The sequence below is a fragment of the Mesorhizobium sp. M7A.F.Ca.CA.001.04.2.1 genome (genome assembly GCF_003998485.1).
Taxonomy (GTDB): domain Bacteria; phylum Pseudomonadota; class Alphaproteobacteria; order Rhizobiales; family Rhizobiaceae; genus Mesorhizobium; species Mesorhizobium ciceri.
The window spans coordinates 37,826-51,212 of record NZ_RZQT01000016.1 but is presented as its reverse complement, the minus strand read 5'-3'; the positions used below and the strand labels follow the sequence as shown (position 1 = coordinate 51,212).

Genomic DNA, 13,387 nt, shown 5'->3' with positions numbered 1-13,387 from the left:
TTCATGCCGGCAACCACGCTTTCAAAAACCGCGGCACACGACCCTCGGGTCTTCGATCTCGACCAGTTGTCGCTGCGCGAACTCAACCAGGCGCTGCACAATCTGGCTCCCGGCTCGAACGAAACGGCATGGGAAGTGCTGAACCCGAAAGGCAGCCATTCGGTGGCCGTTGGCGTCGACCAGCCTGTTGCCATCGATGTGCGCGGCAGCGTCGGCTATTACTGCGGCGGCATGAATTCCGGCAGCACCATTACCGTGCATGGCTCGGCAGGGCCTGGAGTCGGCGAGAACATGATGTCGGGCTCGATCACCATCAAAGGCGACGCCAGCCAGTATGCTGGCGCCACCGGCAAGGGCGGCCTGCTGGTCATCGAAGGCAACGCCTCGTCGCGCTGCGGCATTTCGATGAAGGGCATCGATATCGTCGTGCATGGAAATATCGGCCATATGTCGGCCTTCATGGCGCAGTCAGGCAATCTGGTGGTGTTGGGCGATGCCGGCGATGCGCTCGGCGATTCCATCTACGAGGCGCGGCTCTTCGTGCGCGGCAAGGTCGACAGCCTCGGCGCCGACTGCATCGCCAAGGAAATGCGGACCGAGCATCTGGAATTGCTGCAGGGCCTGCTCGACCGCGCCGGCGTCACCGGCGTCAAGCCGTCGGAGTTCAAGCGCTACGGCTCGGCGCGTACCCTCTATAATTTCAATATCGACAACGCCGACGCGTATTGAGGCAGCATGACCTACAGGAACCCGCCGACGACGCCGCGCAAATCCGCGACCTTCGACGACTACACGCTTTCCGAGATCCGCCGTGCCGCGGCGACCGGCATCTATGACATCCGTGGCGCCGGCGCCAAGCGCAAGCTGCCGCATTTCGACGACCTACTGTTCCTCGGCGCCTCGATCTCGCGTTACCCGCTCGAAGGCTATCGCGAGCGCTGCGACACATCGGTCGTGCTCGGCTCTCGCCATGCCAAGAAGCCGATCGAGTTGAAGATTCCGATCACCATTGCCGGCATGAGCTTCGGCTCGCTGTCGGGTCCCGCTAAGGAAGCGCTCGGACGCGGCGCTACCCTGTCGGGCACCTCGACCACGACGGGCGACGGCGGCATGACCGAGGAGGAGCGCGGCCATTCCAAGCAACTGGTCTATCAATATCTGCCCTCGCGCTACGGCATGAACCTGCGCGATCTGCGCCGCGCCGATGCGATCGAGGTCGTCGTCGGGCAAGGTGCCAAGCCGGGCGGCGGCGGCATGCTGCTTGGCCAGAAGATTTCGGATCGTGTCGCCGAAATGCGCACGCTGCCGAAAGGCATCGACCAGCGCTCGGCCTCACGCCATCCCGACTGGACCGGACCCGACGATCTCGAGATCAAGATCCTCGAATTGCGCGAAATCACCGACTGGGAAAAACCGATCTACGTCAAGGTCGGCGGCGCGCGCCCCTATTATGACACGGCGCTTGCCGTGAAGGCCGGCGCCGATGTCGTTGTCGTCGACGGCATGCAGGGCGGCACCGCCGCCACCCAGGAAGTGTTCATCGAAAATGTCGGCCAGCCGACGCTTGCCTGCATCAGGCCGGCCGTGCAGGCGCTGCAGGACCTCGGCATGCACCGCAAGGTGCAGTTGATCGTCTCCGGCGGCATTCGCAACGGCGCCGATGTCGCCAAGGCGCTGGCGCTCGGCGTCGACGCGGTCTCGATCGGCACGGCGGCCCTTGTCGCGCTCGGCGACAACGATCCGCGCTGGGAGGCGGAGTACAACGAGCTTGGCACCACCGCCGGCGCTTATGACGATTGGCACGAGGGGCGCGACCCCGCCGGCATCACCACGCAGGATCCGGAACTGATGAAGCGGGTCGATCCGGTGGCTGCCGGGCGCCGGCTGGCGAACTACCTCAAGGTGATGACCCTTGAGGCTCAAACGATCGCCCGCGCGTGCGGCAAGAACAGCCTGCACAATCTCGAACCCGAGGACCTGGTCGCGCTGACGATCGAGGCAGCCGCCATGGCCGGCGTGCCGCTGGCCGGCACCAACTGGATACCGGGGAAGAACGGCTTCTGATCAACGAAGGGCCGATTCCCGCATACTCGGGAACAACAATCGATAAAAATGGGGAACTACCGTGGCAACTGATCTTGCTGAATTCGCAAGGGCGAAAAACGTCAAATATTTCATGATTTCCTACACTGACCTGTTCAGTGGCCAGCGTGCCAAGCTGGTGCCGGCGCAGGCGATATCAGACATGCAGAAGGACGGCGCCGGCTTTGCCGGTTTCGCCACATGGCTGGACCTGACGCCGGCGCATCCCGACATGCTTGCGGTGCCGGATCCGGATTCGGTGATCCAGCTGCCGTGGAAGCCTGAGGTTGCCTGGGTCGCGGCCAACTGCATCATGGACGACAAGGAGGTCGACCAGGCGCCGCGCAACACACTGAAGCGGCTGATCGCGGAAGCCGCCAGCGACGGCATGCATGTCAAGACCGGCGTCGAGGCCGAGTTCTTCCTGATCTCGCCTGACGGCAAGACGATCTCCGACGAATACGACACGGCCTCAAAACCCTGCTACGACCAGCAAGCGGTGATGCGCCGCTACGACGTCATCGCCGAGATCTGCGACCACATGCTGGCGCTCGGCTGGGGCGCCTATCAGAACGACCATGAGGACGCCAACGGCCAGTTCGAGATGAACTGGGCCTTCGACGACGCGCTGGCCACCGCCGACAAGCACTCGTTCTTCAAATTCATGGTCAAGTCGATCGCGGAAAAGCATGGCCTGCGCGCGACCTTCATGCCGAAGCCCTTCCAGGGCCTGACCGGCAATGGCTGCCATGCGCATATCTCGGTCTGGGACAAGGCCGGCAAGACCAACGTCTTCGCCGACAATTCGATGGAGCTCGGCCTGTCGGCCAAGGGCAGGAATTTCCTCGGCGGCATCATGAAACATGCCTCCGCACTGGCCGCGATCACCAACCCGACGGTGAATTCCTACAAGCGCATCAACGCGCCGCGCACCATTTCGGGCGCGACCTGGGCACCGAACACGGTGACCTGGACCGGCAACAACCGCACCCACATGGTGCGGGTGCCCGGCCCCGGCCGCTTCGAGCTGCGGCTGCCGGATGGCGCCGCCAATCCCTATCTCCTGCAAGCGGTCATCATCGCCGCCGGCCTCGACGGCATTCGCTCGAAGGCCGATCCTGGCAAGCGCTACGACATCGACATGTACCAGCATGGCCATACGGTAAAGGGCGCGCCAAAACTGCCGCTCAACCTGCTTGACGCCTTGCGCGAGTTCGACAAGGACAAATCGCTCAAGGCGGCGCTGGGTGAGGAATTCTCGTCGGCCTACCTAAAGCTGAAGCACCAGGAATGGAATTCCTATGCTTCGCACTTCACGCAATGGGAGCGCGACCACACGCTGGATATTTGACCACCAGCGCGACGCGAGCGACCTCGGAATGAACTGATGAAATATTCGATCTTCTCGCTCGCTCGTGCCGCCCTGTCCGGCCACAAGAACTGGCAGCGCACCTGGCGCGACGCCACGCCGAAGGATCGCTACGACGTGGTGATCATCGGTGGCGGTGGGCACGGGCTGGCCACCGCCTGGTTCCTCGCCAGCGAGTACGGCATCAAGAATGTCGCCGTGCTCGAAAAAGGCTGGATCGGCTCCGGCAATGCCGGCCGCAACACCACCATCATCCGCTCCAATTACGGTCTGCCCGGCAACACCGGCTTCTACGAATTGTCGATGAAGCTGTGGGAGCGGATGGAGCAGGACCTCAACTACAATGCGATGGTCAGCCAGCGCGGCGTCATCAACCTCTACCATTCCGACGCGCAGCGCGACGCCTATGCGCGGCGCGGCAACACCATGCGCATCAACGGCATCGACGCCGAACTGCTCGACCTCGCTGCCGTCAGGAAGATGATCCCGTTCCTGAACTTCGACAATGCGCGCTTTCCCGTGCAAGGCGGGCTGTTGCAGCGGCGCGGCGGCACGGCGCGGCACGATGCGGTGGTCTGGGGCTATGCGCATGCGGCGAGCGAACTCGGCGTCGACATCATCCAGAATTGCGAAGTCACCGGTTTTGTCAGGGACGCCAATGGCAAGGTTATCGGCGTCGAGACGTCGCGCGGCAAGATCGGCGCCGGAAAGGTTGGCATGGCGGTCGCCGGCTCCTCGTCGCGCGTCGCAGCAATGGCCGGTCTGCGCCTGCCGATCGAGAGCCATGTGCTGCAGGCCTTCGTCTCCGAGGCGATCAAGCCGCTCATCCCGGGCGTCATGACCTTCGGCGCCGGCCATTTCTACGTCAGCCAGTCCGACAAGGGCGGCCTCGTCTTCGGCGGCGATATAGACGGCTACAATTCCTACGCCCAGCGCGGCAACATGCCTGTGATGGAAGACGTCTGCGAGGGCGGCATGGCGCTGATGCCGATGATCGGCCGCGTGCGCCTGCTGCGCCAGTGGGGCGGCATCATGGACATGTCGATGGACGGTTCACCGATCATCGACAAGACGCCCGTCGACGGGCTCTATCTCAACGCGGGCTGGTGCTATGGCGGCTTCAAGGCGACGCCAGGGTCCGGTTTTGTCTTTGCGCACCTCCTGGCTCGCGACGAGTCGCATGAAGAAGCGGCACGGTTCCGCCTAGACCGGTTCCGAACTGGCGCCATGATCGACGAAAAGGGCCAGGGCGCCCAACCGAACCTGCATTGAAGGCGGTTTAGAAGAAATGCGCATTGCCTGTCCTTTCTGCGGTGAACGCGAACTCGGCGAGTTCACCTATCTCGGCGACGCCAAGCCGGTGCGGCCCGAGGCCGGCGCCTCGGAAGACGAGGTCTTCGACTATGTCTATCTGCGCGACAATGTCGCCGGCGCGACCAGCGAATATTGGTACCATGGCGGTGGTTGCCGGGCTTGGCTGAAGGTCACCCGCAACACGCTGACGCACGAGATTTCCTCCATCGAACCGGCGGCTGGTGCCGGCGCTGCGAAGGTTGGTGCGTGATGGCCGGCGCGCAGACACACCGGCTCGGCAATGGCGGGCTTGTCGACCGCTCGGCACCGCTGAACTTCCGTTTCGACGGCAAGGCTTTCTCCGGCTTCCAGGGCGACACGCTCGCCTCGGCGCTGATCGCCAACGGCGTCAAGCTGGTCGGCCGCTCATTCAAATACCATCGCCCGCGCGGCATCCTGACTGCGGGCTCGGAAGAACCCAATGCGCTGGTTGAGCTGCGCACCGGGGCACGGCGCGAGCCGAACACCAAGGCGACGACGGCCGAACTCTATGACGGGCTCGAGGCCGCCAGCCAGAACCGTTGGCCGTCGCTGCGCCACGACGTGATGTCGGTCAACCAGCTGTTCGCGCCGATCTTCGTTGCCGGCTTCTACTACAAGACATTCATGTGGCCGGCGAAGTTCTGGGAAGCGATCTATGAGCCGGCGATCCGCCGCGCCGCAGGCCTTGGCCGTGCCGCCGGCCTTGCCGATCCCGACCACTACGACAAGGCATGGGCGCATTGCGACGTGCTGATCGCCGGCTCCGGCCCGGCTGGTCTGGCCGCGGCGTTGGCAGCCGGCCGCGCAGGCGCCCGCGTCATCCTGTGCGAGGAGGATTTTGTCCTCGGCGGCCGTCTGCTGTCGGATGGCGGAATGATCGACGGCGAACCTGCGGCCGAGTGGATTTCGCGGACGCTGGCTGAACTGGCTGGTATGCCCGACGTCCGCGTCATGACCCGCACGACGCTGTTCGGCGTCTACGATGGCGGCACCTATGGCGCCATTGAGCGGGTCAACGACCATTTGCCCTCGCCGCCCGAGCACCAGGTGCGCCAGCGCCTGTGGCGGATCGTGGCGAAGCGCTGCGTCGTGGCAGCCGGCGCCATCGAACGGCCGATCGTCTTTGCCGGCAACGACACGCCCGGCGTGATGATGGCCTCCGCCATGCGGACCTATGTCGCGCGCTACGCCGCAGCGCCGGCAAAACGGATCGCGCTGTTCACCAACAATGAGGATGGCTGGCGCACGGTCGAAGCGGCCCTCGGTGCCGGCCTGCAGATCGCGGCGGTCATCGATGCACGGCCCGAAATATCGCCGGCGCATCGTTCGCTGGCCTCGAAGGGCGGCTTCCCGGTGCTGCACGGTTCCGTCAGCGGCGTCGACGGCGGCAAGGATGGCGTCAGGAAAATCGCGGTGTCGCTGACCGGCGGCGCGCGCGCCGAGGTCGAAGCGGACGGGCTAGCCGTTTCCGGCGGCTGGAACCCGGCGGTCGGGCTGACCTCCTATCATCGCGGCCGGCCGAAATGGCGCAGCGACATCTCCGCCTTCGTGCCCGACGGCGCGCCTCCAGGCATGGTCGCCGCAGGTGCCGCCAATGGTGCCTTTGGCCTTGGCGCCTGCCTCAGTCAAGGCTTTGCCGCCGGCGCGGCAGCCGCGCATGATGCCGGCCGGACCGGCAATGCGGGATCGGCGCCTGTCGCCGACGACGAGGTTTTCTCGCTCACCCCGCTCTGGCATGTCGCCGGCAAGGGCAAAGCCTTTGTCGACCAGCAACACGACGTCACCGCGTCCGACATCGAGCTGGCGCAGCGCGAGGGTTTTGAATCGGTCGAGCATCTGAAGCGCTACACCACGCTCGGCATGGCGACCGACCAGGGCAAGACCTCCAACGTCGCCGGCCTCGCCATCATGGCGGCGGTAACAGGCAAATCCATTCCCGAGACTGGCACGACCATCTATCGCCCGCCTTACGTGCCCGTCGCCATCGGCGCCTTTGCCGGACACCATCGCGATGAGACTTTTCATGCAACGCGGCTGACGCCGTCGCATCACTGGGCCGTGGAACAAGGTGCTGTCTTCGTCGACACCGGCCTGTGGAAGCGGGCGCAGTGGTACCCCCGCGCTGGCGAGAAGGACTGGCTGGAATCGGTGACGCGCGAGGTCAAGGCGGTGCGCTCAGGCGTCGGATTCTGCGATGTCTCGACGCTCGGCAAGATCGACGTGCACGGTCCGGATGCCGGCGCCTTCCTCGACCGCGTCTACATCAACACCTTCTCCAGTCTTGCAGTGGGCAAGGCGCGCTACGGGCTGATGCTGCGCGAGGATGGCATCGTCTATGACGATGGCACGACGTCGCGGCTGGCCGAGGATCATTATTTCCTGACCACCACCACGGCCAAGGCCGGTCTGGTGATGCAGCATCTCGAATTCTGCCGCCAGGTGCTGTTCCCGAAGCTCGACGTGCAGCTCACTTCCGTCTCCGACCAGTGGGCGCAGTTCTCGATCGCCGGACCGAGCGCGCGGGAGTTGCTGAAACAGATCGTTGATGAGTCCGAGGACCTTTCCAACGAAGGCTTTCCGTTCATGGGCGCGCGCGAAGTGACATTGCGCGGCGGCCTCAAGGCGCGGCTGTTCCGCATCTCGTTCTCCGGCGAAATGGCCTTCGAGATCTCGGTACCGGCACGCTTCGGCGATGCGATGGCGCGCAATCTGATGCTGGCCGGCGCGCCATTCGGCGTGACGCCTTACGGCACCGAGGCGCTCGGCGTCATGCGCGTCGAAAAGGGCCACATCGCCGGACCGGAACTGAGCGGCACGACGACAGCGGCCGATCTTGGTCTGGGCAAGATGATGTCGACCAAGAAAGACTATATCGGCCGCGTCATGGCCGGACGCGAGGCGCTGGTAGCCCCAGATCGCCAGGTCGTCGTCGGCATCAAGCCGACGGACGAGACACGCCGGTTGCGCTCCGGCGCACACATCATCCCGAAGGGGCAGACGCCCGGCCCCGGCAACGACCAGGGCTATGTCACCTCGGTCTGCTTCTCGCCGACGTTGGATCAGTGGATCGGGCTCGCGCTTGTCGAACGCGGCCGCGAACGCATCGGCGAGATCGTGCACGCGCATGATCCATTGCGCGGCGAAGACTATGACGTCGAACTCTGCAATCCCGTCTTCTACGACCCGGATGGAGGGCGCCAGCGTGGTTGAGTTTTCCTGGGCTCCCCGCAGTCCGCTTGAAAAGGCGCTCGTTGCCGGCGTGCATGGTGCACGCGGTATTGAGGTCGGCGTCTCGCTGACCGAGATCCGCAATTTTGATCTGATCCAGGTGATGGCGCGGCGCGGCCAGGCGGCCGAGCTGGGACAAGCCGCCAAGGCTCGGTTTGGTGTTGCTGTCCCTGATGCGCCCAAGGCGGTGCGGACTTCGGACGCAACGCTGATCTGGTCGGGACCGGACCAGTTCTTCGTGCTGTCGAAGGGCGGCAAGCACACGATGCAGACGCTGGAGCCCGCATTGTCCGGCTCGCTGTCGGACCAGTCGCATGCGCGGGTTCTGGTCAGCATCTCCGGCGCCAAGGCGCGGACAATGCTGGCGAAACTGTCGTCGATCGATTTGCATCCCGATGCGTTTCCGGTTGGCGCCGCCGCCGCGACGTCGATGGATCACACCAGCGTCACGCTCTGGCGCGACAGTGATCGGACGGATGGGCAGGCGGTGTTCAACGTTCTGATGTTTGCGACGTTTGCCGAGAGCCTTTGGCATACGATGCTTGACGCTGCGGCCGAGTACGGCGTGGACATCAGTCACTCCAAGGACTTAGCGTAACGCTTGTGCGCGGCCTTCCCTTCTCCCCTTTGTGGGAGAAGGTGGCCTCGCGAAGCGAGGTCGGATGAGGGGTGCTCCAGCTTGGCAAGAACGGTGATCCGGCCAGCACCCCTCAACCGTCTCGGCGCTGCGCGCCGATCCACCTTCTCCCACAAGGGGAGAAGGGAAAAAGCGCGCTCTCCTTGCCAAACGCGATCCCCCTGCTATTCTTGCTGCTAAAATAATTTCACGCACAGGCAAACTTGTTTCTCGAACCGCAAGGCTGAGATGAGCCAGTCGCCCTACCCCGCAATTGCCGCCGGACCGCCCAAGCCTAGCCTCATCCTGAGGCCCGGCCAGATCGCGCTGCCGCCGGGCATGGAGCGTTATACGATCCAGGGCAACGGCGCGGTGCTGATCGACATCGAGGCCGGCGACGCAATCACCGTGCGCAATGTCGAAGGCGGCCAGGCCTGCGAACTTCTGGCCTGGGACAGGACCGGCGCGACCGATCCCGGCATTTTTGGTGAAGCATCGAACAGCAACGCTGCCGGCATCAAAGCGCTGCTCATAGAGGGCGACGACAGTCTCGCATCCCTGCGGAGCGGGCTCGCCCGCCGGCAGGTGCAGCTTGACCACGCCAAGGCCGTGCGGGTGTTCGGCGTCACGACACCGGCCGGCACCGAGCAGGCTTTCACCGTCGCACGCGATGGTGCGGTGCTGATTGCCGCCCCCGGCAGGCCGATGCTGGTCGATGGTCATGACACGGCGACACCGCTGACCGTCTTCGTTCGCCGCGCCACGATCCGCCCGGCGGCGAAATCGCTATTGGCTGATCCGCTTGCCGACCCGGTGCTCGATTTGCGCGTCCATTCGGCGACCGCGGAGGCCTATTTCGTTAGGGCTGGCGACTATCTGCAGATCATCGATATCGACGGGCGCCAATGCACCGATTTCCAGTGCTTTTCGGCGCGCAAGCTGGACAGGGGACTGGATCATCCGCTCGACGTGACGACGACGCGCACGCTCATGGGTGCGAGCTACCCGATGCCCGGCCTGCATTCCAAATACTATGACCAGGACATGGAGCCGCTGGTCGAGGTGGTGCAGGACACATGCGGCCGGCACGACGCCTTCGCGCTCGCCTGCGCCGCCAAATATTACGACGACATCGGCTATCCCGGACACACCAACTGTTCGGAGAATTTCAACGGCGCTCTGGCCGGCAAGGGCGTCAATCCCCGCGCGGGCTGGATGGCGATCAACTTCTTCTTCAACACGGCGATCGACGCGCATGGCGTCATGGTGTCCGACGAGCCGTGGTCGCGGGCGGGCGACTATGTGCTGCTCAGGGCGCTCACCGACATCGTTTGCGTTTCCTCCGCCTGCCCCGACGACACGACGCCGGCCAATGGCTGGAACCCGACCGACATCCATGTGCGGACCTATTCCGGCCAGCACAAATTCTCGCGAGCGATCGCCAGACGCATGACGCCCGATTCGGAACCGAAAATGACCCGCGAGACCGCTTTTCATTCGAGCTTTGCCAAGCACACCCGCAACTTTCAGGAGTACAAGGGCTATTGGCTCGCCAATTCCTTCGCCAAGGACGGGCCGATCGCCGAATACTGGGCCTGCCGCCAAGGCGCGGTGATCATGGACCTGTCGCCGCTGCGCAAGTTCGAGGTCACCGGCCCGGATTCCGAAGCGCTGCTGCAATACACGCTAACCCGCGACGTCAAGAAGCTTGGCGTTGGCCAGGTGGTCTATTCGGCCATGTGCTACGAGCATGGCGGCATGATTGATGACGGCACCCTGCTGCGGCTGGGCAAGGACAATTTCCGCTGGGTCGGCGGCGACGATCTGTCTGGCGAGTGGCTGCGCGAGACGGCGACAAAACTCGGCCTCAATGTCCTTGTGCGTTCCTCCACCGACCAGATGCACAATGTCGCCGTGCAGGGACCAAAGAGCCGCGACATCCTCAGGGAGGTGATCTGGACCTCGCCGCTGCAGCCGTCGATCGACGAACTCGATTGGTTCCGCTTCGCCGTCGCCCGCATTGGTGGCGGCAACGGCATTCCGGTCGTCGTCTCGCGCACCGGCTATACCGGCGAGCTCGGCTACGAGATCTGGTGCCATCCGCGCGACGCCGAAAAAGTCTTCGACGCCATCTGGGAAGCCGGCCAGCCTCACGGGCTGAAGCCGATGGGACTGCAGGCGCTGGACATGGTGCGCATCGAGGCCGGGTTGATCTTCGCCGGATACGAATTTTCCGACCAGACCGATCCGTTCGAGGCCGGCATCGGCTTCACCGTGCCGCTGAAGAGCAAGACCGACGATTTCGTCGGCCGCGAGGCGCTGATCCGCCGCAAGGAGCACCCGCAGACGAAGCTGGTCGGTCTCGACATCGACGCCAATGTCGACGTCGGCCATGGCGATTGCGTGCATGTCGGCCGTGCCCAGATCGGCGTGGTCACGTCAGGCATGCGCTCGCCGGTGCTGAACAAGACCATCGCGCTGGCCAGGCTCGATGTCACCCATTCGGCTGTCGGTACCGAGGTCGAGATCGGCAAGCTCGACGGCCATGCCAAGCGGCTGCCGGCGCGAGTCGTCGCCTTCGCCCACTACGATCCGCAAAAGACCAAACCGCGTTCCTGACGGCCCTTCCCTCCCAAGACAGTGAGGCCGTGCTGCAGTTCGTGATAGGAATTTTTTCTTGACCTGCTGAGGGCAGCTATGCTACATATTCGTCCATGGTGCTGATTTGCGCCGCGACCCGCCTCCGGCGGGTTTTCGCTTCCTGACCCTTGGTCCTTTTCCGAACAATCCCACCGCGGCAGTGTGAAGCCGACATGTTTCGCAAGCGTGATGTGCACGGCGCGACAAATCGCTTGACCTGAAAGCGCGCCGGATCAATCTTCACTGTTAAGAAAAAAATGCGACTGAGTGGAAACACCGACAGCCGCCCAAAGCATGCGTCGATGATGAAGCCTCGCGAAGTCGCGGCCGTCACGAACGGGGAACATCAAAATGGGGAACAAAGACATATGAGCACGATAACGACTGTCCTGGAGCCGCTTGCCGAAGGCAAGTTGCACCGAAATATCGACTGGCGCGGCGCCTTCTGGGTGGCGAGCGGCGTGCCGGCCCTGGTCCTGTTCTCGATCGGCGGCATTGCCGGCACGACCGGCACGCTGGCCTTCGCGATCTGGATCTTCTCCATGATCATGGGCTTCCTGCAATCCTTCACCTATGCCGAAATCGCCGGCCTGTTTCCGAACAAGTCGGGCGGCGCGTCGATCTACGGCGCCACCGCCTGGCTGCGCTATTCCAAGTTCATCGCGCCGCTGTCTGTCTGGTGCAACTGGTTCGCCTGGTCGCCGGTGCTGTCGCTCGGCTGCTCGATCGCCGCCGCCTACATCCTCAACGCGCTGGCGCCAGTGCCGCTGTTCACCGAAACCTCACCCGATGTCGTCGCCTATATCGCCGCGCATGCCGGGACGAGTGCCGCCGACGCCATCACAGCGGTGACCGCGGCGGCGACGCCGGCAATCCGCAACTGGACGCTTTACAGCCACACGCTGGGACCGGTCTCGTTCACCTTCAACGCGACCTTCTTCATCGGCGCAGTGCTGATGCTGATCATCTTTGCGATCCAGCATCGCGGCATTCTCGGCACCGCCAATGTGCAGAAATATATCGGCCTCTTGGTCATCGTCCCGATGCTGATCGTCGGCGTGGTGCCGATCGTCACCGGCCAGATCAACTGGGCGAATTTTTCGCCGCTGGTGCCGCTGGCCGCAGCCTACGCGCCCGAGCCCGGTGCCTGGAACATCGCCGGCTGGACGCTGGTGCTTGGTGGTATGTTCATCGCCGCCTGGTCGACCTACGGCTTCGAGACCGCCGTCTGCTACACATCCGAGTTCAAGAACCCCGGCACCGACACGTTCAAGGCGATTTTCTATTCCGGCCTTCTGTGCATGCTGCTGTTCATCCTGGTGCCGTTCACCTTCCAGGGCGTGCTTGGCCTCAACGGTATGCTGGCGACGCCGATCGTCGACGGCTCCGGGGTCGCCGACGCGCTGGCCGGCATGGTCGGCGGCGGCGCGCTAGTCCACAGCCTGTTGGTGATGCTGATGATCCTGGCGCTGGTGCTGTGCATCATGACGGCCATGGCCGGCTCTTCGCGTACGCTCTACCAGGGCTCGGTCGACGGCTGGCTGCCGCGCTATCTCAGCCATGTCAACGAACATGGTGCGCCGACACGGGCAATGTGGACCGATCTCGTCTTCAACCTGATCGTGCTGGCCATCGCCTCGGCCGACGCGACGAGCTTCTTCTTCATCCTCGCCGTGTCGAATTGCGGTTACATCATCTTCAACTTCCTCAACCTCAACGCCGGCTGGATCCACCGCATCGACAACGGCCATATCGCACGGCCCTGGAAGGCGCCGAGCTGGCTGCTCGGGATCGGGGCGATCTTCGCCTATGTCAACGCGATCTTCATGGGCGCCGGTGCCAAGGTATGGAACCCGATGGCGCTGTGGGCCGGCCTGATCACGGCAGCGCTGATCATCCCGGTGTTCTGCTTCCGACACTACATTCAGGACAAGGGCAAGTTCCCCGACCACATGCTGGCCGATCTCGGCATGACGGGGGCCGACCTCTCGGTCAAAAAGGCGGGCATGCTGCCCTATCTGACGCTGGTCGCCGGCGTGGTGGTGATGCTGCTCGCCAACTGGTTCTTCGTCATCTGACCTCATAAAAATAAAAAGGATCGGGCGCGCTTCGGCGCG

General features: G+C 63.9%; 9 protein-coding genes. All 9 read left to right on the top strand.

Annotated features, from left to right (window positions below):
- The first annotated feature begins 3 nt into the window (after positions 1–3).
- The 9 genes from EN955_RS07875 to EN955_RS07835 all read left to right on the top strand — a co-directional run bounded on the left by EN955_RS07875 (position 4) and on the right by EN955_RS07835 (position 13,348).
- On the top strand, positions 4–729 hold the full coding sequence (locus tag EN955_RS07875) for a GXGXG domain-containing protein (protein WP_013532905.1): 726 nt from the start codon (positions 4–6) through the stop codon (positions 727–729).
- A gap of 6 nt (positions 730–735) precedes the next feature.
- Positions 736–2,064, top strand: coding sequence for a glutamate synthase-related protein (locus tag EN955_RS07870; protein WP_010914750.1), 1,329 nt, complete (start codon positions 736–738; stop codon positions 2,062–2,064).
- 61 nt (positions 2,065–2,125) lie between these two features.
- Positions 2,126–3,433 carry a type III glutamate--ammonia ligase gene (gene glnT, locus EN955_RS07865; RefSeq protein ID WP_024502590.1) on the top strand — a complete coding sequence of 436 codons (1,308 nt, stop codon included), beginning with the start codon at positions 2,126–2,128 and terminating at the stop codon, positions 3,431–3,433.
- A gap of 36 nt (positions 3,434–3,469) precedes the next feature.
- Positions 3,470–4,723 carry a sarcosine oxidase subunit beta family protein gene (locus EN955_RS07860; RefSeq protein ID WP_024502589.1) on the top strand — a complete coding sequence of 418 codons (1,254 nt, stop codon included), beginning with the start codon at positions 3,470–3,472 and terminating at the stop codon, positions 4,721–4,723.
- A 16-nt stretch (positions 4,724–4,739) separates the two neighbouring features.
- Positions 4,740–5,015: a sarcosine oxidase subunit delta family protein gene (locus EN955_RS07855; RefSeq protein ID WP_024502588.1), complete on the top strand. Its 276-nt coding sequence runs from the start codon at positions 4,740–4,742 to the stop codon at positions 5,013–5,015.
- A complete protein-coding gene (locus tag EN955_RS07850) occupies positions 5,015–7,996 on the top strand; it encodes a sarcosine oxidase subunit alpha (RefSeq protein WP_024502587.1) in 2,982 nt (993 codons plus the stop codon). Before EN955_RS07855 ends, EN955_RS07850 begins: the two co-directional genes overlap by 1 nt.
- Positions 7,989–8,612: a sarcosine oxidase subunit gamma family protein gene (locus tag EN955_RS07845; RefSeq protein WP_024502586.1), complete on the top strand. Its 624-nt coding sequence runs from the start codon at positions 7,989–7,991 to the stop codon at positions 8,610–8,612. Before EN955_RS07850 ends, EN955_RS07845 begins: the two co-directional genes overlap by 8 nt.
- 267 nt (positions 8,613–8,879) lie before the next feature.
- Positions 8,880–11,249, top strand: coding sequence for an aminomethyltransferase family protein (locus EN955_RS07840; protein ID WP_024502585.1), 2,370 nt, complete (start codon positions 8,880–8,882; stop codon positions 11,247–11,249).
- A 389-nt stretch (positions 11,250–11,638) separates the two neighbouring features.
- Positions 11,639–13,348, top strand: coding sequence for an APC family permease (locus EN955_RS07835; RefSeq protein ID WP_024502584.1), 1,710 nt, complete (start codon positions 11,639–11,641; stop codon positions 13,346–13,348).
- Positions 13,349–13,387: the final 39 nt, after the last annotated feature.

Bases quoted from the DNA above. Each gene is read 5' to 3' on its own strand.
- EN955_RS07850 (WP_024502587.1), top strand. From the start codon at position 5,015: ATGGCCGGCGCGCAGACACACCGGCTCGGCAATGGCGGGCTTGTCGAC.
- EN955_RS07855 (WP_024502588.1), top strand. From the start codon at position 4,740: ATGCGCATTGCCTGTCCTTTCTGCGGTGAACGCGAACTCGGCGAGTTC.
- EN955_RS07835 (WP_024502584.1), top strand. From the start codon at position 11,639: ATGAGCACGATAACGACTGTCCTGGAGCCGCTTGCCGAAGGCAAGTTG.
- EN955_RS07860 (WP_024502589.1), top strand. From the start codon at position 3,470: ATGAAATATTCGATCTTCTCGCTCGCTCGTGCCGCCCTGTCCGGCCAC.
- EN955_RS07840 (WP_024502585.1), top strand. From the start codon at position 8,880: ATGAGCCAGTCGCCCTACCCCGCAATTGCCGCCGGACCGCCCAAGCCT.
- EN955_RS07870 (WP_010914750.1), top strand. From the start codon at position 736: ATGACCTACAGGAACCCGCCGACGACGCCGCGCAAATCCGCGACCTTC.
- EN955_RS07875 (WP_013532905.1), top strand. From the start codon at position 4: ATGCCGGCAACCACGCTTTCAAAAACCGCGGCACACGACCCTCGGGTC.